Below are 20,672 nucleotides of genomic sequence, written 5' to 3'. Positions count from 1 at the left end.
GCTATGATGGATGTTTCCAACGACTGAGGAAGCATCCATGCGCCAGGACATTGAACGACTCGCCGCCTTCGACGACCACGGCGAGGGCGGCAATCCGGCCGGCGTCTGGATCGGCGCGGCCTTGCCGCCAGCGGTCGAGATGGCTGCCATCGCACGCGAGGTCGGGTTCTCGGAAACCGTCTTCGCGGCGCCCGAAGGCGAGGGCTGGCGCGTGCGGTATTTTTCGCCCGCCTCGGAAGTGCCGTTCTGCGGCCATGCGACGATTGCCCTTGGCGCCGCGCTGGCGCGCAGGCAGGGCGACGGCCGTTTTGCGCTGACCCTGAACGCCGCCGCGATCACCGTCGAGGGTCGGCACGATGGGGCGCGGCTGCAGGCAGCGCTGCAATCCCCACCCACCCGCAGCAGCCCGGCACCGGCCGCGCTGGTCGATGCGGCGCTGGCACTGTTTGGCTACAGGCGCGCGGACCTCGATCCGCGCATGCCTGCTGCCTGCATCCACGCCGGTGCCGACCATCTGCTGCTGGCGCTGACCAGCCGCGCCACGCTGGCACGGATGGATTATGTGCTCGATGCAGGCCGGGCACTGATGCAGGCACACGGGCTGGTAACGATCGTGCTGGCCTGGGCCGAACACGATCAGCTGTTTCATACACGCAACGCTTTTGCGTCCGGTGGTGTGCTGGAAGATCCGGCCACGGGCGCTGCCACGGCGGCGCTGGCCGGCTACCTGCGCGATATCCGCTGGCCGCATGGCGGCCGGATCGCCGTCGTGCAGGGCGAAGACATGGGCATGCGCTCGCTCATTACGGCCAAATTCGGGACCGACACAGGCGGCCCGGTACGGGTCTCGGGCAGCGCGCGGATGCTGTGACCGTGGCCGCGATCATGCGGGGCGCATGGCGTGCGGAACCTGATCAGTTGGCGCGGTTTCCCGCTCATTGAAACTGAAGGTGAAAAGTAGGCCTGCTCAGCAATTAGAATGTCCATACGCCGATTGATAATTGAAACCAGTCAATTTCTGTTTCAACTAATCAACCCAAGGAGTTTCGTCATGGAGCAGTTCAACGCCGCCGTCATCAACCCAGCCACACTGTCGCGACCACGTCCGGTGCGCCTCCAGGTCGCCGGCAGCGCGACTGAACGACTGCCGTTCACGATTCGCCGGGTAGAGACCCAGGCCGACCTGCTCAAGGCCGTGCGAATCCGCCATGCGGCCTATGCGCGCCACGTGCCCGATTTTGCACGGAGCCTGTCGCAGCCTGAAGCGGCTGACTACGACGCCGACACCATCGTGCTGCTGGCCGAGTCCAAACTTGATGGCACGGCGATCGGCAGTACCCGTATCCGCACCAACCTGCACCGGCCGCTGGGCGTCGAAGAATCGGTGGTGCTGCCGGACTGGCTGCAGGGCAAGCGGCTGGTCGAAGCCACCCGGCTCGCAGTCGATGAAGGGCGCACCGGGCGCATGGTAAAAATTGCATTGGTCAAGGCCTGTTTCATGTATTGCCAGGACAACGCCATCGACTACTCGGTGGCAACGGGTCGCCCGCCCGTCGACCGCCAGTACGAGCAGATGCTGTTCGTCGATGTGTTCCCGGAAGACGGCCTGGTGCCGCTGCGGCATGTCGGGAATATCCCGCACCGCGTGATGGCGTTCGAGATCGCGACCTTCCAGCAGCGCTGGACCGAAGCGCGTCATCCGATGCTCGACTTCTTCTTCAACACGGTACACCCGGACATCGACATCGGCCCGGTCGTGCGCCCGGCCATGCCGGACTGGTCAGCGCGGGAAGAACTGGCCGTCGCCTGAGACCGCTTTCACCACGCAAGATCGACGTTTGTTCAACTACGAACGGCATGACGGCGCTACGCTAAAGCTGTATCCTTGCGCTTTAGGAGCCGTCGTTGTCCGCACGGTGGTCACGCGCATTACCAAGGCCGCTCATGCCCAAGCTTTCTCATCAGTTCCGTGCGTCGTTACCAGCCGCGTTGCAAGCGGCTGTCGAACTGGTTCTGAAGATGTTTTCGTATTACCTCATCCCGATCGGGATTGCGGTCGTCTCGCTCATCGCGCTCGTTTTCTGGCACGACGAATACCGCACCAGCGGCGACGTGCCACTGACGATGCATGTCATGGCCGATGCCGCCGGCACGCTCGATGCGGCCAGCGCACTCGGGCCAACGCGCGAGCGTCCGCTGACCAATACCCATGACACCCATCTGTCCGAAGCGCCGGTCTGGTTCGTCGTCGAGCCGATGCCCCGTCCGGGCGAGCAGGTGCTCGAATTCCCGTCCCGTCATGCACTCGATATCGCCTGCTGGAACGCCGCCTCGCTGGCGCCCATGGGCGGCGCCAGCCGCAGCGACAGCAGCGGCCTGATGCGCGCAGACAAAGCCGGTTTCGCACTGAGCGTCGCGCCGCTGCCGCGCCAGTTGCTGTGCCGCGGAACGTTCGCGGGCCCGGCGCGCCTGACAGTCGTGCAATGGCCGCTCGAGCAGTACGCGCTGTCGGTCAAGCAATACCATCGCAAGTCGGGCCTGCTCGACGGCGGCATGATCGTGCTGGCGCTGTTCATCCTGATCACGGCGCTGATCAACCGCGAGCCGGTGTACGTGATGTTTGCCGGCTGGCTGATCCTGAACCTGCGCGTGGGCGCGCTGTCGGCCGGCTGGGACATCCAGTGGCTCGGCCAGGCGGTGCCGTCCGACTGGCTGCTGCGCAGCCGCGCCGTTACCTTCACGATGTACGGCATCGCCACACTCACGCTGTACCACGCGCTGCTCAAGGACCACCTGGCCGAGATGCGCTACGTGGTGCCGATGCGCGTCATGCAGTGGTTGTGCATGCCGATGCTGGCCGCCGCGATCCTGGTCCCGTACGGCATGTACCTGCCGCTGATGTGGGGCATCCTTGCATGCTGCTTCTCATTGATGACGATCGGCCTGTTCAAGATCATCGTCGAATCGCGCACGCGCGTTGCGGGCTGGTTCGCGGCGTCGTTCGCTGTCACCTTCATGGCCTCGCTGGCTGAAGTGGCGTCGGCCGCGTTCGGCATGCGCGAGCTCCTGGGCGTGATCAACAGCGTCACCGCCGCGCTCGCCTCAAGCCTGCTGGCAGCGCTGGCCGTGGCCGAACAGATGCGCATGGAAACCGAGAAGCGCCAGGAAGCCCAGGAAGAACTCGAGCATGCGTACAAGGCCATGCCCGTCGGCCTGTTCACGCTCGATATCTATGGTCACTTCCTGAGCGTCAATCCGGCGCTGCAAAAGATGTTGGGCATCACGGACTTCACGGCAGGCCGTACGGCATGGCGCCAGTTCTTCACAGAAGCGAGCTGGGCCGCCTTGCACGAGCAGGTGCATGCGAAAGTCGAGGCCGAGATGGAGCTGACGAGCCGCGATGGCACGCAGCGTTTCCAGGTCAGCGCCACGCTGGCCAGATCCCGCATCGAGGGCGTGCTGCAGGACACCACCGAAAAACACAAGGCCACCGAGCAGTTGCGCTTCATGGCCAACAATGACCCGTTGACCAAGGTCTTCAACCGGCGCGGCATCGAGCGCGAGTTCAGCAATGCCATTGCGAGCCTGACTGCCGGTCGACCGATGGCCATGGCGTATGTCGACCTTGACCGCTTCAAGCTGATCAACGACCTGTTCGGGCATGCGGCCGGCGACGAAGTGCTCAAGCAGGTCTGCGAACGGATGGGGGCAATGCTGGCCGGCGGCCAGCAGCTGGGGCGTGTGGGGGGCGACGAGTTCGTGATCGTGATGCCGGAAACGGCCATTCCGCTGGCCTCGATCATCATCCGCGGCATTGTCGACCGGCTGGGCAGTACGCCTTATCGTGTGGGTGACAAGGCCTTCCACGTGCGCGCGTCGGTCGGCCTGATCGAGGTGGTGCCGGGCATGCCGATGAAGGATGCCGTTTCCACCGCCGACCGCGCCTGCCGCGAAGCCAAGACCGGCACGGGCGATGGTCTGGTCGTGTACGAACGCGGCGCCGATGCATTCCGCCAGCGCGCCGCCGAACTCGACCTGGTCGAACGCCTGTCGGGGCCGGCCGCCACTGACGGCCTGCTGCTGGAGATGCAGCCGATCATGTCGCTGCGCACGCCGTTTGAATCGCTCAATTTCGAGGTGTTGCTGCGTATGCGCGAGCCCGATGGCCGTGTCGTGCCAGCGGGGGCCGTGATTGCCGCTGCCGAAAAAAGCGGGCGCGCGAGCGTGATCGACCGCTGGGTGCTTACCAGCACGCTGGCCTGGATTGCCGAGCACAACGACGCACTGGTCAACACCCGCTTCGTCTGTATGAACCTGTCGGGCGCATCGCTGAACGACGAGCGCTTCGTCCAGGACACGTTCGAGATACTGGGCCGCTACGTGCATGTGGCCAGCCGCCTGTGCCTGGAAATCACCGAGAGTGTGGCCTTGCACGATCTGGACAACACGCGCCGCTTCATCGATCAGGTGCGTGGCTTCGGCGTGAAGGTAGCGCTGGACGATTTCGGCGCCGGCTACACATCGTTCTCGTATCTGAAAGAATTGCCGGCAGATGTCCTCAAGATCGATGGCAACTTCATCGTCAATATCAATGCGCATCCGGCCAATGTGGCGATCGTCGAGGCGATCGTCAGCCTGGCGGTCAACCTGGGCATGAAGACCATTGCAGAATGGGCCGAGGATGCCGCCACGGTCCAGACGCTGCAGGAAATCGGCGTCGATTATGTGCAGGGATTCGTCGTGGCGCGCTCGATGCCGCCCGACCGCCTGCTGGAAGGGCGCTCGAGCGCCAGCTTCACCCAGGATGCAGCCTTGCTGGCACTGCTCGGCGAGTGGGACAAGCCACCGACGTCGCATCTGGCCAGCGTAACGCGCTTGCATTAGCCGCCAACCACCCTGATGCACAGGCAGCGCCACTTGTTGCCAACCCGTTGACCCAGTAAAAATGCCGTTCAGCTTGCACTGAACGGCATTTTTACTGAAAGGTGCCTCGCTGTGTGGATGCAGGATCGCTCAGGCTGCGGTCTTGACCGCGTTGCGACGGCGGCGGGTCGTATAGCCCATCAGCGCCAGGCCAGCACCGATCAGCATGCCGGTTGCCGGCTCTGGCACTTCGCCGCCAGGCGGGACGTCCACGGCATCGGTATTGAACGTGATGGTGCCGAAATTCCAGACGCCGTCAGGCGAAATCGATTCGTCATCCAGGTCTTCGTAAAACTCGAGGCGCAGGATGCCGTCGGCATCCACACTGAAGCTCAACCCCTCGGCAATCAGATCCACCACGTCCGTGAAGTTGCGCGTACCTGGCTGGTCAATGCCAAGACCCGGGTTCAGCACAACGCCGTCCGTAAAAGCGCCATTGGTGAAGGCGAAACCCATTTCAGACAACCAGCTCGGGGTGAATGCAGTGACGTTGAAGTTGTAGCTGACGCTGGTGATGGTCGCGTTGGCGCCAACATTGATTTCATACACGTCGTTACCGTCGGTACCGAGCTCACCGATACTCTGTGCGCCTGTGACGTCAAAGGTGAAGGGCGTCGCGAAGGCAGAGGTGCAGGCGAGGAGTGACAGGCCGACCAATGTTTGTTTGAGTGAGCGCAGTGACAAGATAACCTCCGATAAGTGTGTGCTCATCAATAACGCAAGTTACGTGCCAATCTTCCAGAAATTAATAGGTTGTTGATTTAACTACCTATTTTGATCATACTCAAACTGACAACTTATTCAGTGTAAATTGTATCGACAGTTTTTGATGGCATCTGCACGTCGTGCTCAATCGAGCCCGGCCAATGCTGGCGTCGAACGGACATCGCTCAATACGAACTGGGCGCGTGCTGCCTTGAGGGTGGCGATGTCACTGGCCAGGGGGCGGGCAACGATCCGGGCAACCGGCACGTGGATTCGTTGCGCCGCGCGCGGTGGCGGCAGCACACTGGCTTCTGCAACCAATGGATGCGCGTGCACACGCGTCACGCCATCGTTGGCGGGTTCGCTGGCCATGCGCACGGTGGTGGCGCCGGCCTCGCAAGGGCGATCGGTCAGGGTCACGCGGCCTGCGTCGTCAACGCACTTGACGATACTGGTCTCGGAAAAGGCAACTGGTGCAGCCATCGTGGTGGCGGCCAGCAGGCACAGTTGGCAGATATGACGCTTCATGATCGACTCCTCGGTTCAGATATAAATTCAACAACTTTATTGTCTTATTTGCATTATTCGCCTTCTGTGCGCCATTTCACATTCATTTGTAGGCCTGCGCGCCGTTCGTTTGCCAGTCTGCGACGGTAAGTCTGTGCTTATGGCGGGCAAGAGCGTATAACGGCTTGACCGTGACCTTGCCAGGAGAACCTTTTGAAAACAGCCGTATTCAGTGCACGTCGCTATGACAAGACCATGCTGGCGCAGGCCAACGATGGGGTCGGCCACGCGCTGCTGTTCATCGAAGAGCGCCTCAGCGTCGAGACGGCACGCCAGGCGGCGGGGTGTGTTGCCGTGTGCGTGTTCGTCAATGACACCGTCGATGCGGGCGTGCTGGATATCCTGGCGCGCCAGGGCACACGCCTGGTGGCCACGCGCTCGACCGGTTACAACCACATCGATGCTGCAGCCGCACGCCGGCTCGGTATCGAGGTCGTGCGCGTCACCGACTATTCGCCGAACTCGGTCGCCGAGTTTGCGGTCGGCCTGTTGCTGGCCGTGAACCGCAAGATTGCGCGCGCCAGCGTGCGCACGCGGGAAGGCAACTTCGATCTCGACGGCCTGATGGGGTTTGACCTGCACGGCAAGACGGTCGGCGTGATCGGCACCGGCAAGATCGGGCTGATTTTCGCCCGCATCATGGCCGGGTTCGGCTGTACGCTCGTGGGCCATGACCTGTATCCGACGCCGGCATTCGAGGCGCTCGGCGGCCGCTATGCCAGCGTGGACGAGCTGCTCGCCTGCAGCGATGTCGTCTCGCTCCATTGCCCGCTGCTCGATACGACGCACCACATCGTCGATGCGGCCGCTCTGGCGCGCGTCAAGCGTGGCTGCGTCCTGATCAACACCAGCCGCGGTGGGCTGGTCGATACCGACGCCGTGGTGACGGCGCTCAAGACCGGCCAGCTGGGCGGGCTGGCGATCGACGTCTACGAACAGGAAGCGAGCCTGTTCTTCCAGGACCTGTCGTCAACGGTCATTCTGGACGACGTGATCCAGCGCTTGGTGTCGTTCCCGAACGTGATCGTCACCGGCCACCAGGCGTTCTTCACGGTCGAAGCGATCGGCCAGATCATGCGCACGACCATCGACAGCATCAGCGCATTCGAGCGCGGCGAGCCGCTCGTCAACCGGATTCCTGGCTGATGCAGCGCGCATGAATCGTCCCGCTTGCTGGACAGGTCACCCGGTCTGCGCTACGGTGCACGGGTCAAGGCAGCCATGGGGGAGAGCACATGCACATCGAGACGGTCCGCTTCGAGCGGGTATTCGACGTCCAGTCGGGAACGTTCAGTTTTGAAGCGGGCGGCAAACGCCAGTTCTCCGTCATCTTCGATCACCATGCGGTGCCAGCCGCAGGAGCGAGCTTTGCCGTTGTCCTGGACGAACCGGGCAACTGGCAGACGGTGGCCGGCTGGCGCGATCTTTCCACGGTCACCGTAGGGCTCAAGCGCAGCGCCTGGGACATTGCAATCGGTTTGCTGTTCGATTTTTATTTCGTCCTCATCCCCATCCCTGTGCTGGCGCTGCTGTTGGGCGGCCCGTGGGCCGGCCTGGGCGCCCTCGGTTTGATGGTGCTGGGCGCCTGCGCCATCGTTGTAGGCTCGGCCAGGCACAACCGCCAGATCACGCGGGCGCTGCTTGCCGTCCCCCCGTCGTCGCCCTGCGCGGTCACAGGGTCCGACACGCTGGCACGGCAGCCCGATCCCACGGCGCCTGCGCGTTGAGCAAGGTGCCCCTGGGGGCGCTGCCTGGCGGATCGAGCACGAACCGCGGTATCCACAGCGTCAGGCCCGACTGCGGCAGCGGCACGCCGTACACACCGCCCGACTGGCTGCGCCGGACGGCGCCACCGGTCCCGATCAGGGTGGCAAAGCCGAAGTCCTGCATCACGTTCGCAAACAGCACGCCCGACGAGTAGGTCAGAGGCCCGATCGCTACCTGCACCTTGCCATTGAAGCGGGCGGGATGATCGGGTTGCGGTTCGCGCCAGGTGGCGATCTGCGTATGGCTGATCTGGCCGACCTGTTCGCCGCGCTCGGGGTTGGCGCGCAACACGCGCTTGACGGCACTGGAGCCGGTGCGGTAACGCGTCGTCGCCAGGTACGGCATCAAGCCATCGAGCCACATCACATCGTCGCCGCCACCGTTGGCGCGGATGTCGATGACGAGGTCCCGGATGTTTTCCTGCCGCAGGCGCGTGAACGCGGCGTGTGTAAAGGCGACGAAATGCGCCAGGTGGGCACTACTGAACGAACTGACTGTCAGGACCGCCGAGCAGCCCGGCACGGTGTCGAGCCGGTACAGGCGCGCGGTGTCGACCTCGTCCTGCAGCATGCGCGGCTGGTCCGTGCTGCCGGGGACAGCAAGTTCGCTGCGCTGGCCATCGCGTTCGATCACGAGCCGGTACTGCTGCGCAGCCCCGAGCGTCTTCCAGTAATACAGCCACCAGCGCTGCGCCAGCAGTGCCATGCGCATCGCGGGGGTATCGCCGTGGACGCGTGAGCCCAGGCTGGCCACGAGCGTATCGACCGGCATACCGTCGATGGCGACAATGCGCGCGCCGGCCAGGGGTGATGCTGCGCCTCCCAGTGCGGCATCGATGACGAGCCGGCCCTTCGGATCGAATGCCACGTCGAACGGGAACAGGGCGCCGCCGGCGGCGCGGTGCGCTGCGGTATCGGCGCGCCAGTCGGTCAGCGCAATCGCGAAATGCCCGTCGGCCAGCAGCGGATTGAGGCGGGCCAGCTGACGCCACGCTTCATCGCGCGTCATCGACGGCGGCAGATCGCGCCCGATCGCTTCCAGTGCAGCGGTCATGGCCGCATCGCTCGTCGAAAAACCCAGGTCCGGATGCTGGTCGCGCACGGTCCTGAGCACGAGATCGATATCCTGTTGCAGCGCTTGTTTCGTGATGACGGGGGCGGCTTGGGCAGCTTGGCCGAACAGCAGCAACGCGAACAAACTGGTGACGGCAAAATGCAACGGATACATATGCTTCCTCGGTGTATGCAACGTGGCGTCTTCTGGGACGATCGGTCACTGTACCAACAATCACGTCGTAAAACGATCTTATCGGCCACGTCTGCATACGATTTTCCGGCAGCCGACCCGTCGGGTTTGACGATCTTCCGGGTGGCCGATAGACTGCGCCAATGCCTCCCTTACCCGTTGCTCCTGAAAGGACTACCCGCATGACCATGCTCCAGCTTCCCACGTATGACGACGTCGTCCAGGCCGCCGAACGCATTGCCGGCGCTGCGCACCGCACGCCGGTGCTGACCTCGCGCACCGTCAACGAGGAGTTCGGCGCCGAGGTGTTCTTCAAGTGCGAAAACATGCAGCGCATGGGCGCTTTCAAGTTCCGCGGCGGCTACAACGCACTGGCCAGGTTCAGCCCTGAGCAGCGCCGTGCCGGTGTCGTGGCTTTCTCGTCGGGCAACCACGCACAGGCGATCGCGCTGTCGGCGCGGCTGCTGGACATCCCCGCCACGATCATCATGCCGGAGGATGCGCCGGCGGCGAAGGTGGCCGCCACGCGCGGCTATGGCGCCACCGTTGTCACCTATGACCGCTATACCGAAGACCGCGAGCAGATCGGCCGCGCGCTGGCCGAGCGCGATGGCCTGACCTTGATCCCGCCATACGATCACGCCGACGTGATCGCAGGGCAGGGCACCGCAGCAAAAGAACTGTTAGACGAGATCGGCCCGCTCGACGCGTTCTTCGTCTGCCTGGGCGGCGGCGGTCTGCTGTCGGGCTCGGCACTGGCCACGCGCGCACTGTCGCCGGGATGCCTGCTGTACGGCGTCGAGCCGGAAGCGGGCAACGATGGCCAGCAATCGTTTCGCAGCGGGCAGATCGTGCACATCGACACGCCGCGCACGATCGCCGACGGCGCGCAGACGCAGCACCTGGGTCAGCTGACGTTCCCGATCATCCGGCGCGATGTGGATGACATCCTGACCGTCAGCGATGACGAACTGGTGGCGTGCATGCGGTTCTTTGCCGAGCGCATGAAGATCGTGGTGGAGCCGACGGGGTGCCTGGGTTTTGCAGCGGCGCGCAAGATGAAGGATAGCTTGCGGGGCAAGCGCATTGGCGTGCTGGTCAGCGGCGGGAATATTGATCTGGCCCGGTTTGCGAGCCTGATCGGGGCTTGAATCTTCTACACGCTCAGGCCGCCAGCGGCAACGCCACCTGCAGCAGGAACCCGCCACCTTCGCGGTTGCTCACTTCGAGCCCCGCATTGTGGCGCGTGAGCACCCGCTCGACGATCGCCAGGCCCAGCCCGGCGCCATTGGCCTGGCCGCGCGCGCTGTCCAGGCGCGTGAAGGGCTTCATCAGTTGCGCGATCTGGTCCGGCGGCACACCCACGCCATGGTCGCCGATCTCGATCACGGCGCGCCGCCCGTGGCCTGTTGCTTTCACGCGCAGCACGATGTCGATCTCGGTATACTCCTGCCCCGGCGTGACGCCGTAACGGCGGGCGTTCTCGATGATGTTGTTGATCACGCGCCGCAGGTCGGTGGCGTTGCCCTGCACGTGCACGTCCGGCACCAGGTCGGTCCTGATGCGCAGGCTCGGAATGCGGCCCGCGTGGTGGCCGATGTCCGCCAGCAGCTCGGATAGATCCACCGGCACGAACGTGGCCGCTTCGGTTGGCTTGGCGTAGTCGAGGAACTGGCCGATGATGGCGTCCATCTGTGCGATGTCCGATTGCATGCCGTCGCGCGCTTCCTGCGACAGGTTGGCCATCTCGACCTCGAGACCCATGCGCGCGAGCGGCGTGCGCAAGTCGTGCGAAATGCCTGCCAGGATCACCGCGCGGTCCTTCTCGACCTGGGCCAGGTCTTCGACCATCTGGTTGAAGCTGCGATTGGCTTCGATGATCTCCTGCGAGCCTTTTTCGGGCAGCGGCGCCGGGCGCTCGCCCTTGGCGATGGCGCGCGCCGCCGACGTCAGGCGCGCCAGCGGCCGGTTGACGAGGCTCGAGATGAGCGCTGCGCCCAGCACCGACAGCAGGCCGACCACCACCGCCCAGCCCAGCCACTGCACGCGCGTCAGGCCTGCCAGGCGCTCGCGCTCGAGCATCAGCCAGTATTTGTCGTCCTCGATATCGAAGCTGATGTAAAAACCCGGCACGCCGTTTACGCCGCTGGAAAAGCGCGTGTCGGCGCCGAGCCGTTCGCGCACGATGGCGGCGATCTCGGGCATCAGGGGATTGTGCGGTGGCGGGTCGATGACGTCGGTGTCTTCGAGCGTGAAGATGCGGATGCCTTCGTTCGAGGCCAGTTCGAGCAGCAGTTCGAGGCGCAGGTCGGGCGCCGAGTGCGTCAGTGCGGCCTTGGTGATGGTGACCACGGACACCACTGTTTCGGCCGTCTGCTGCACTTGCGGGCCGCGCTGATAGACGTTGATCATGCCGATCCAGGCGCCCATCGAGACGGCGGTGAGCACCGACATCAGGAAGAACGTGCGCCAGAACAGGCCGCTCTTGAACCAGGCGAAGCGCACGGCGCGATGCGCCGCCGCGAGCGACGTAAATGCAGGAGGCTTCACTAGCGCGGCTGACCCTCAGGGATGAACACATAGCCCAGGCCCCAGACGGTCTGGATGTACAGCGGGCTCGACGGATCGGGTTCGATCAGCTTGCGCAGGCGCGAGATCTGGACGTCGAGCGAGCGATCGAACACTTCGTATTCACGGCCGCGGGCAAGTTCCATCAGTTTTTCGCGCGACAGCGGCTGGCGTGCGTGGCGCGCGAACACCTTGAGTACCGAGAATTCGCCGGTGGTCAACGGCACCGTGTCACCGTTTTTCTTCAGCGTGCGCGTGCCCAGGTCGAGGATGAAGTCGCCGAACTCGAAGGTTTGCGGGGTTTCCGATGGCGCGCCCGGGATTTCGTCCGGGCCTTTGCGGCGCAGCACGGCGCCGATGCGCGCCACCAGTTCACGCGGGTTGAACGGCTTGGGCAGGTAGTCGTCGGCGCCCATCTCGAGGCCGACAATACGGTCGACGTCTTCGCCCTTGGCGGTGAGCATGATGATCGGGGTCTGGTCGCCCGCGCCGCGCAGGCGGCGGCAGATCGACAAGCCGTCTTCACCGGGCAGCATAAGGTCGAGCACGAGCAGGTCGTAGCGCTCGCGCAGCCACAGCTTGTTCATGGCCGGTGCGCTTTCTGCGGTCACGACCTGGAAACCCTGTTCGGTCAGATAACGGCGCAGCAGATCGCGCAGGCGCACGTCGTCGTCCACGACCATGATCTTGGCGGAGTGGCCGCCCTGCGTGCCGGTACCCACGTTAATGTTCGGAGTCGTTGAAGTCATGGAACTGTCCAGAATTGTCAGATGAATGTCGCTATGGTAACTTCTTATGGCTACGTCGCAGGTACGACTCAGCTCAGCCATTACAATGTGTTACAAACTTTACCCAATTAGTCTTACCCCGTATTCGGTATCAACCTACACTGGCGTCAAGTGATCAACACAGCTTATCCGTTTATCAGGCATCACGGAAGAGGAACACCATGAACCACGCGCTCAACGACAATCCAGCAGCACCCGGCACCGCTTGCGGCCGGTTCGCCCGGCTTGTGCGCCTCGGTGTTCTCGCCTGCGCCCTGGCGGCGACCGGCGCCGGTGCATTGGCCCAGGACCAGGATCGCAACCGTCGCACCGACGACGCTCAGGCACGCGAGCGTTACGAGATGCAGGCGCAGCGCGATGCGAGAGCATTCGAAGTACGCGAGCAGGGGCGCCGCAATGCCGACGTCCCGCAGGAGTCGGCACGTGACGAGCGTCCGCGCGGGCGCCTGTCGCCGGATGAGCGGCGCGATCTGCGTCGCCAGATCAAGGAAGGCGCGGATCTGTACCCCAGTTCGCGCCGCCGCTGACCAGCGGCGACTTCAGCAAACGACGGCGCCGGTGGCGCCGTTGTCACGTCTGGTGGATGCATGGTGACCATTTCAGACCTTGCCCCACAACTTGACCAAAGGCTGTGAATTTTCTTTTTTGCAAATTTCATTGCCATATATTTATTTAATTTGCGCAACATGCTATGTTCTCGGGCGCCTTACTCTTGGTAAGGCATGTGCCGACAATATCAGCCACCTGGAGCGTGAACGTGCCCGACCTTGCCATCCCTGCCGCAGCGCGTTTTGTCTCTGATGGCCCGGACCACTGCATTACCCGGCGCGCTGATGGCGTGTATGCCGATTCCGCGCTGCCGGGCGCGACGCTGGTGGCGGCGCTCGACAGCATTCTGCGCTCCGGGCACTACCTGGCGGGGCTCGATTACGCTGTCCTGATCAAGGTGCTCTACGGCCACGGCCCGGCGCTGCCGCGCGATGCGGCCGGCCAGCTGCAGGCGCGCATCGCCGATCACATCCTGCCGTTCACTCCGGCACGGCAGGCGCTGTACCGCCCGGTAAAGATCACGGATGGCCAGGCAGAGTACTATTTCGAGCCGGTCGTCGAGTCCGACCCCGAGGGCAATGAGCGGCCAACCAGGCTCAATGCCGACGAGTTCGTCGCTGACATGTGGATGAAGGGGATCCGCTTTGGCGCTGATGTCGATGCCATCCGCGACGCCATCGGCAAGGGCGCGACCGGACGCTGCATCGTGGCGCGCCAACTGGCGGCGATCGACGGCGACGCTGCGCGTGTCGAAGAAGTCACGAGCGAACTGCACCGCAGCGATGCTCCGCTCCAGCTGGCCAACGGCAAACTCGACCTGATGAGCTTCCAGAACCGCTTTCCGCAGGTGCAGATGGGCACGCGTCTCTTGCGCAAGGTGCCACGCACGGCGGGCAGTCCGGGATTCGAACTGACCGGCATCCCGATCCTGGCCGAGATCGGCAAGGACCTCGACCTGGCCTTGTACGCATCCGAAGGCACTGGCATCGATATCGTGCCGGCCGGCGAGTTCCTGATCGCGCGTCGCGACGGCTTCCTGAATGTCGACCCCAAGAGCAGCCGCATCGCTATCTCCGACAAGATCGTCAGCCACGACGGCGTCAGCGCCCGCACCACGGGCAACCTGCACCTGAGCGGCGACTACGAAGAATTCGGGGACGTGCAGGAGCAGCGCACCATCGAAGGCGACAGCATTACCGTGCATGCGGACGTGTATGGTCACGTGCTCTCGCGCGGCGGGGCGATCCGGCTCGAGCGCAACCTGGTCGGCGGCAGCGCGCGCAACCTGAACGGCGGCGTGCGCGTTCTGGGGGTGGCGTCCAGCGCGACGATCCAGGCTGCCAGGGGCGACGTGATCCTGGGGCGGGCCGAGAACTGCGTGATTTCCGGTGCGCGCATTCGCATCGACACGGCGATCAACTGCGAGATCATGGGCGACGACGTCGAGGTCACGCGCGCCGAGGGCAGTGCCATCGCGGGCCGGCGCGTGAAGATCGGCAGCGCCGCTCCGTGGAAGCAGGGCGAGATGCTGGTGTACCTGCTGCGGCCCGATTGCGCGCGCATCGACGATGCGATGGCCCAGGTGCGTGAGCGGATCGGGCAATTCGATCAGCTCGCGGCGCGTCACCGCGCGTTGATCGACACGCTCGCAGCGCAGCCGCACCTGAGCAAATACCTGAAAATCGCGCCGCGCATCCGCAGCGGCGATCTGGTGCTCAAGCCCGAGCAGGTACCCCAGTTCCAGCGCATGACCGACACCGCGGGGCCGGCGCTCAAGGAGCTCGGTCGCCTGTCCGACGAAACGAAGAAGCTCGACGCCGAACGGCAGTCGGGCATGGAGGTACTGGGTCGCCTGGAAGCGCAGCGCTACGACCGCGTCGGCGCGGCGCAGATCGCGCTGGAGGCCATTGCGGGCGAGGTGCAGGTACGTGCCTTGCCGTACGAGCCCGATCTTGGCTGCATCTGGGACCAGGGGCCGCGCGACATCCGCCTGCGCCTGCGCGATGCCGTGGGCACCGAGTTGCTGCACGCCGGGCGCGACGGCGCCTGGGCCTGGAATTCGGCGTCACCCACACCGCTGGGTTGAGCCACCGCATCCGCAGGGGCGGGTGGTGCGAATTGATTGCAGTCAACATCACCGTGACCGGCAGGCTTACGATGGTGGTCGGACTGATCGAGGATCCACCATGCACAACACAGCGCGCGCGCCACGGTCTGGCGCACCAACGGATTACCTCAGCTTCATGCTCGATGGGCAGGAGTACGGACTCGATTGCGCGCGGGTGCAGGAACTCAAATTGCTCAAATCCCTCGAGCGCTTCGCCGAAGACGGCGACATCATCGGCGGCGTGGCGTTGTCGCATGGCGTGATCCTGCCGGTGATCGACATGCGTACCACCGCCACTCAAGGCGCAGGTGCAGGCGCAGGCGCAGGCGCAGGCGCGGGCATCGTGCACCCCGATACCGACGTGATCATCCTGCGCCTGTCGAGCGGCCTGGTGGGGATGGTCGTGGAAGGGGTGACCGGTATCGTGCACGTGCGCCCGGAAGCCGTGCAGGCCGTCCCGGACAAGGCCGGCGCCAGCTACCTGATCGGCATTGCCCGCATCGACGGCCGGTGCGTGGTGTTGATCGACATCGATGGCCTCGTGTCGTTGTCGCCGCGGCGGCCGCTCAGGGCCGCCTGACGGCGTCGTACTGCTTATCCCACTGGCTTATGCCAGCGCTTCCAGCTGTTCCTGCAGCGTCAGCCACTCCACCTCGAGCGTTTCCAGATCCCGCGCCACGAACGCCTGGTCGGCCACCAGCGTCTTGAGGCGATCCTTGTTCTGCGCATCGTAGATCGTCGGGTCGAGCAGGGCGGCATCGATCGTGGCTTTCTTTGCCTGCAGCTTGGCCATCTGCTCATCCAGACGCTTGACCTTGCTTTCGATCGGCTTGCGCTGCGCGGCGTTGCGCTGGCGCTCTTCGGCGCCCAGGCGCTTCTGTTCCTTACGCTCGGCCGGCGTGGCGCTTGGCACCGGCGCGACGGGCGCGGCGGTCTTGGCCAGCGGAAGGATGTCGGTGCCTTTGCCCAGCTTGGTCTTGAACAGCCAGTCCTTGTAGTCGTCCAGGTCGCCGTCGAACGGTTGCAGGCGGCCGTCGGCAACGATGATGAATTCATCGGTCGTCGCGCGCAGCAGGTGGCGATCGTGGGACACGACGATCAGCGTGCCTTCGAACTGCGCCAGCGCCATCGTCAGCGCCTCGCGCGTTTCCAGGTCCAGGTGGTTGGTCGGTTCATCGAGCAGCAGCAGGTTCGGGCGCTGCCAGACGATCAGGGCCAGCGCCAGACGCGCCTTTTCGCCGCCCGAGAACGGCTTGATCGAGCTGGTCACCATATCGCCCGGGAAGTTGAAGCTGCCCAGGAAGTTGCGCAGTTCCTGCTCGCGCACGGTCGGCGCGATCTTGGCCAGGTGCCACAGGGGCGACTCGTCATGGCGCAGCATCTCGACTTGGTGCTGGGCGAAGTAGCCGATCGACAGGCCCTTGCCGATGGTCGCTTCGCCGGTCAGCGGCATCAGCTCGCCGGCGATGGTCTTGATCAGCGTCGATTTACCAGCGCCGTTCACGCCCAACAGGCCAATGCGCTGGCCGATGGTCAGCGAAAAGTCGATGTGGTTGACGATGGTTTTCTTGCCGACCTTGTCGCCATGCTCGTCGAGCAGGAAGTAGCCGGCGTCGACCTTGTCGAGCACCAGCAGCGGGTTCGGGGCCGACAGCGGCTCGCGGAAGTCGAACGAGAACTCGGCCGCGGCGCGCAGCGGCGCCAGCTCTTCCATCTTGGCCAGGGCCTTCATGCGGCTCTGGGCCTGGCGCGCCTTGGAAGCCTGCGCCTTAAAGCGGTTGACGAACGACTCGAGGTGGGCGCGCTGGCGCTGCTGCTTCTCGAGGGCGCCGGCGGCCAGGATCATCTGGGCGGCGCGCTGGCGCTCGAAGCCCGAGTAGTTGGCCGTGTAGCGCTTCAGCTTGCGCTCGTCGATGTGCACGATCACGTTGACCACTTCGTCAAGGAAGTCGCGATCGTGGGAAATGATGATCAGGGTGCCCGTGTAGCGCTTGAGCCAGTCTTCGAGCCAGATGATCGCATCCAGATCCAGGTGGTTGGTCGGTTCATCGAGCAGCAGCAGGTCGGACGGGCACATCAGCGCCTGCGCCAGGTTCAGGCGCATGCGCCAGCCACCCGAGAAGCTCGCCACCGGCTGGTTCATCTGCGCCAGCGAAAAGCCCAGGCCCAGTAGCAGCTGTTCGCCGCGCGACTGCACCGTGTAGCCGTCAGCGTCGGCCAGCATGCCGTGCAGCTCGCCCAGGCGCATGCCGTGGGCGTCGACATCCGGGTGCGATTCCAGTTCTTCCAGCTCGGCCTGGAGCTTGCGCAGGCCGACGTCGCCGTCAATGGCGTAATCGAGCGCCGCGCGGTCCAGCGCTGGCGTCTCTTGCGCCACGTACGCCATGCGCCATTTGGCCGGGAAGTCGATCTGGCCCTGGTCCGGGTGCAGCTCGTTACGGAGCATGCCGAACAGGCTCGATTTGCCGGCGCCGTTGGCGCCGATCAGGCCGATCTTGTCGCCCGGGTTGAGGGTCAGGTCGGCATCGACGAGCAGCGGCTTGGTGCCGCGCATCAGGCTGACGTTCTGGATACGGATCATGGTGTGGGACGCTTGAAAGTTGACGTGCAGCGTGGGGTGGGCAACCGAGTCGCCCACCCCACGGATAAAAGAAGGATGCGGATGATTACGCGTTTTGGAGCTGTTCGGCCGTCAGCAGGAACACGGCGTCGTCGCCGATGCTCGTGGTCAGCCAGGTCAGGCCCAGGTGGCCGAACGCGGCTTCGGCGTACTCGCGCTCGTTGCCGATTTCAACCACCAGGATGCCTTCCGGCGTCAGGCGCTCGGCGGCGCCGGCGATGATCTTGCGCACCAGGTCCATGCCGTCTTCGCCGCCGGCCAGCGCGATCTGCGGCTCGACCATGTATTCCTGCGGCAGCGTGCGCATCGATTCAGCGTTCACGTACGGCGGGTTGGTGATGATCAGGTCGTATTTCTTGAACGGCACGTTCTCGTACAGGTCGGACTCGATCGGGTTCACGCGCCCTTCGAGTTTGTATTCGCGGATATTCGTCTCGGCCACGGCCAGCGCATCCTTCGAGATGTCGATCGCATCGACCACCGCATTGGCAAACGTATCGGCCATCATGATCGCCAGGCACCCGCTGCCGGTGCACAGTTCGAGCACGTTTTCCACGCCATCCGGGTCCACCAGCCATGGGCTGAACTGCTGCGGAATCAGCTCGGCAATGAACGAGCGCGGCACCAGCACGCGTTCGTCGACATAGAAGCGGTACTCGCCCAGCCACGCCTCTTTGGTGATGTAGGCAGCCGGTACGCGCTCGGTCACACGCCGCTCGATCACGGCCAGCACCTGCAGCACTTCGTCGTCCAGCAGCTTGGCGTCGAGGAACGGCTCCAGGCGGTCGAGCGGCAGCTTCAGGGTGTGCAGGATCAGGTAGGCGGCTTCGTCGAACGCTTCGATGCTGCCGTGGCCGAAGAACAGCTTGGCACCGTTGAAACGGGTGATCGCATAGCGCAGCAGGTCGCGCGGCGTGGAGAATGAGGTGGTGGTCATGGCCTGGATGATGGGTTGTAATGCTTCAAGCGGCCAGCAGGCGCTGGAGCGTACGGCGATAGATATTCTTCAGGGGATCGATGTAGCGCAGTTCGATGTGCTCGTCGATTTTGTGAATGCTGGCGTTCGGTGGGCCGAATTCTATCACCTGAGGGCAGATGCGGGCGATGAAGCGGCCATCCGAGGTCCCGCCCGAGGTCGATAATTCGGTCTGCACGCCCAGTTCGTCGCTGATCGCGGTGCAGACGGCGTCCGACAGCGTGCCTTTCTCGGTCAGGAAGGGCAGGCCCGACAGGGTCCAGTCGAGATCGTAGTCCAGGCCATGGCGATCGAGGATCGCATGCACGCGCGCCTGCAGGCCTTCGGCCGTGCTGGCGGTCGAGAAGCGGAAGTTGAAGTCCAGGCTCACGCTGCCCGGGATCACGTTGTTGGCGCCGGTGCCGGCGGCGATGTTCGATACTTGCCAGCTGGTGGGCGCGTAGTACTCGTTGCCTTCGTCCCACACTTCCAGCGTCAGCTCGGCCAGTGCCGGCGCCATCTGGTGAATCGGGTTGCGCGCCAGTTGCGGGTAGGCGATGTGGCCCTGGACGCCGTTGACGGCCAGGTGCCCCGACAGCGAACCGCGCCGGCCATTCTTGATCGTGTCGCCCAGCACGTGGTTCGAGGTCGGCTCGCCCACCAGGCAATAGTCGGGCGCGACGCCCCGTTCTTCGAGCAGGTCGCAGACGATGGCGGTGCCGTCGACCGCCGGGCCTTCTTCGTCGCTCGTGATCAACAACGCGATCGAGCCGCGGTGGTCCGGATAGGCGGCGATGAACTCTTCGCAGGCGACGACCATTGCCGCGATCGACGTCTTCATGTCGGAGGCGCCGCGGCCGTACAGCTTGCCCTCGCGCTGCGTCGGCATGAACGGCTCGGATGTCCACTGGTGCAGCGGACCCGCCGGCACCACGTCGGTATGGCCGGCAAACACGAACAGCGGCGCATTCTCGCCCTTGCGGGCCCACAGATTGGTCACGCCGTTCGAGACGATCGTCTCGCACACGAAGCCCAGCGGCGCCAACAGCTCGATCAGGCGCTGCTGGCAACCCTTGTCCTGGGGCGTGATCGAGTCGAGTGCGATCAGCTCTTCGGTGAGCAGCAGGGTGCGTGATGGCCTCATGCTGCCGCCCCGAATTTTTCTTCAAACGCAGCCGGCGAAAAACCGACCGTCACAGGCCCGGCGCCTTGCAGGACCGGGCGCTTGATGACCGATGGGTTCTCGAGCATCAGCGCCATGGCGCTGTCGGCATCGACTATGGCCGCCTTGCGTTCGTCCGGCAAGTTGCGCCAGGTGGTGCCCTTGCGGTTGACCAAGGTGGTCCAGTCGAGGTCTTGCAGCCAAGTCGTCACCAGTTCAGGCGTGAGCCCTTGTTTCTTGAAATCGTGGAAGGTGAAGTCGATGCCGTGGTCTTGCAGCCAGGTGCGGGCTTTCTTGACGGTGTCGCAATTGGGGATGCCGTAGAGGGTAAATTTATTCATTAAATCAATAGTTTATTGAATTCTGTGGATTCGTGGTGGTGCTGAATTCTACGTCGTTGTGGTACGTCGTAAGGGGTAAGACGGACATGATAGTGGAATGCTCAGTTGGCAGCAAAAGAAACAGATACAGTGCGCATCTCGGCAACTTGATCGTATGAGTGCAGTTGGAGATTAAAAGCAAAGTTACCCAGTGATGAAAGGGTTGGGAATCTTGGGAACTTGTTTATATTCCTTCGTGACGATAGCGTAAGGTACTGAATATAAACAGAAAAAATCTTTCATGGATTCTTATTAGGGACTATTAAAAAGATTCTTAAGATTTTTTTATGATCATCGTTGATTATTCTTCTGCTGTTGGGGTACAATGGCATCACT

Annotated in this window: 18 protein-coding genes; 9 read left to right on the top strand and 9 right to left on the bottom strand. The window is 63.8% G+C overall.

The features are described 5' to 3' along the window. Positions 1 to 37 precede the first annotated feature (37 nt). The 3 genes from AC56LH_RS11250 (at position 38) to AC56LH_RS11240 (ending at position 4,884) form a co-directional block, all read left to right on the top strand. A complete protein-coding gene (locus AC56LH_RS11250; protein WP_499646025.1) occupies positions 38 to 871 on the top strand; it encodes a PhzF family phenazine biosynthesis protein in 834 nt (277 codons plus the stop codon). A gap of 180 nt (positions 872 to 1,051) precedes the next feature. Next, positions 1,052 to 1,810 (top strand): N-acyl amino acid synthase FeeM domain-containing protein, encoded by a 759-nt coding sequence (locus AC56LH_RS11245; protein ID WP_499646023.1) that lies wholly within the window; start codon positions 1,052 to 1,054, stop codon positions 1,808 to 1,810. A 134-nt stretch (positions 1,811 to 1,944) separates the two neighbouring features. Next, positions 1,945 to 4,884 (top strand): putative bifunctional diguanylate cyclase/phosphodiesterase, encoded by a 2,940-nt coding sequence (locus AC56LH_RS11240; RefSeq protein ID WP_499646021.1) that lies wholly within the window; start codon positions 1,945 to 1,947, stop codon positions 4,882 to 4,884. 129 nt (positions 4,885 to 5,013) lie between these two features. Here AC56LH_RS11240 and AC56LH_RS11235 read toward each other — a convergent pair whose 3' ends face one another. Both AC56LH_RS11235 and AC56LH_RS11230 read right to left on the bottom strand, forming a co-directional pair. After that, positions 5,014 to 5,634: a PEP-CTERM sorting domain-containing protein gene (locus AC56LH_RS11235; protein ID WP_499646019.1), complete on the bottom strand. Its 621-nt coding sequence runs from the start codon at positions 5,632 to 5,634 to the stop codon at positions 5,014 to 5,016. A gap of 138 nt (positions 5,635 to 5,772) precedes the next feature. Beyond that, positions 5,773 to 6,156, bottom strand: a complete 384-nt coding sequence (locus tag AC56LH_RS11230) for a DUF4124 domain-containing protein (RefSeq protein WP_499646017.1) — start codon at positions 6,154 to 6,156, stop codon at positions 5,773 to 5,775. Between the two features lie 192 nt (positions 6,157 to 6,348). Here AC56LH_RS11230 and AC56LH_RS11225 point away from each other — a divergent pair, with 192 nt between their 5' ends. Together AC56LH_RS11225 and AC56LH_RS11220 are read left to right on the top strand one after the other, a co-directional pair. Then, positions 6,349 to 7,341, top strand: a complete 993-nt coding sequence (locus tag AC56LH_RS11225; protein ID WP_499646015.1) for a 2-hydroxyacid dehydrogenase — start codon at positions 6,349 to 6,351, stop codon at positions 7,339 to 7,341. 89 nt (positions 7,342 to 7,430) lie between these two features. Then, entirely contained in the window at positions 7,431 to 7,922 is a 492-nt protein-coding gene (locus AC56LH_RS11220) for a hypothetical protein (RefSeq protein WP_499646013.1), read from the top strand. On the opposite strand, the gene AC56LH_RS11215 is transcribed toward AC56LH_RS11220, so the two are convergent. Further along, the gene (locus tag AC56LH_RS11215) at positions 7,867 to 9,189 is read right to left on the bottom strand and encodes a S41 family peptidase (protein WP_499646011.1); all 1,323 of its coding nucleotides are present in this window, start codon (positions 9,187 to 9,189) and stop codon (positions 7,867 to 7,869) included. The genes AC56LH_RS11220 and AC56LH_RS11215 overlap by 56 nt on opposite strands. Positions 9,190 to 9,389: 200 nt before the next feature. Between AC56LH_RS11215 and AC56LH_RS11210 the strand changes: the two genes are divergently transcribed. Beyond that, positions 9,390 to 10,358: a threo-3-hydroxy-L-aspartate ammonia-lyase gene (locus AC56LH_RS11210; protein WP_499646009.1), complete on the top strand. Its 969-nt coding sequence runs from the start codon at positions 9,390 to 9,392 to the stop codon at positions 10,356 to 10,358. Positions 10,359 to 10,371: 13 nt separating this feature from the next. On the opposite strand, the gene AC56LH_RS11205 is transcribed toward AC56LH_RS11210, so the two are convergent. Together AC56LH_RS11205 and ompR are read right to left on the bottom strand one after the other, a co-directional pair. Beyond that, positions 10,372 to 11,757, bottom strand: coding sequence for a sensor histidine kinase family protein (locus tag AC56LH_RS11205; RefSeq protein WP_499646007.1), 1,386 nt, complete (start codon positions 11,755 to 11,757; stop codon positions 10,372 to 10,374). Beyond that, positions 11,757 to 12,524: an osmolarity response regulator transcription factor OmpR gene (ompR, locus tag AC56LH_RS11200; protein ID WP_482899376.1), complete on the bottom strand. Its 768-nt coding sequence runs from the start codon at positions 12,522 to 12,524 to the stop codon at positions 11,757 to 11,759. Before ompR ends, AC56LH_RS11205 begins: the two co-directional genes overlap by 1 nt. 200 nt (positions 12,525 to 12,724) lie before the next feature. Between ompR and AC56LH_RS11195 the strand changes: the two genes are divergently transcribed. The 3 genes from AC56LH_RS11195 to AC56LH_RS11185 all read left to right on the top strand — a co-directional run bounded on the left by AC56LH_RS11195 (position 12,725) and on the right by AC56LH_RS11185 (position 15,799). After that, positions 12,725 to 13,090 (top strand): hypothetical protein, encoded by a 366-nt coding sequence (locus AC56LH_RS11195; RefSeq protein ID WP_499646005.1) that lies wholly within the window; start codon positions 12,725 to 12,727, stop codon positions 13,088 to 13,090. A 230-nt stretch (positions 13,091 to 13,320) separates the two neighbouring features. Next, a complete protein-coding gene (locus AC56LH_RS11190) occupies positions 13,321 to 15,198 on the top strand; it encodes a flagellar assembly protein A (RefSeq protein ID WP_499646003.1) in 1,878 nt (625 codons plus the stop codon). A gap of 100 nt (positions 15,199 to 15,298) precedes the next feature. Continuing rightward, positions 15,299 to 15,799, top strand: a complete 501-nt coding sequence (locus tag AC56LH_RS11185; RefSeq protein WP_499646001.1) for a chemotaxis protein CheW — start codon at positions 15,299 to 15,301, stop codon at positions 15,797 to 15,799. A gap of 27 nt (positions 15,800 to 15,826) precedes the next feature. Here the strand turns inward: AC56LH_RS11185 and AC56LH_RS11180 are convergent, their stop codons facing one another. From AC56LH_RS11180 to AC56LH_RS11165, 4 genes are all read right to left on the bottom strand, one after another. After that, the gene (locus tag AC56LH_RS11180; protein WP_499645999.1) at positions 15,827 to 17,800 is read right to left on the bottom strand and encodes an ATP-binding cassette domain-containing protein; all 1,974 of its coding nucleotides are present in this window, start codon (positions 17,798 to 17,800) and stop codon (positions 15,827 to 15,829) included. Between the two features lie 85 nt (positions 17,801 to 17,885). After that, positions 17,886 to 18,776, bottom strand: coding sequence for a 50S ribosomal protein L3 N(5)-glutamine methyltransferase (prmB, locus tag AC56LH_RS11175; RefSeq protein ID WP_499645997.1), 891 nt, complete (start codon positions 18,774 to 18,776; stop codon positions 17,886 to 17,888). 25 nt (positions 18,777 to 18,801) lie between these two features. Beyond that, complete coding sequence (dapE, locus tag AC56LH_RS11170; protein WP_499645995.1) at positions 18,802 to 19,938, bottom strand: succinyl-diaminopimelate desuccinylase; 1,137 nt, start codon at positions 19,936 to 19,938, stop codon at positions 18,802 to 18,804. Next, a complete protein-coding gene (locus tag AC56LH_RS11165) occupies positions 19,935 to 20,297 on the bottom strand; it encodes an ArsC family reductase (protein ID WP_499645993.1) in 363 nt (120 codons plus the stop codon). Before AC56LH_RS11165 ends, dapE begins: the two co-directional genes overlap by 4 nt. Between the last annotated feature and the right edge of the window lie 375 nt (positions 20,298 to 20,672).

The sequence above is a fragment of the Telluria sp. LT1R51-2 genome (assembly GCF_059685775.1).
Note: the sequence above shows the minus strand (reverse complement) of the source record. Positions and strands in the feature narration are given on the sequence as shown.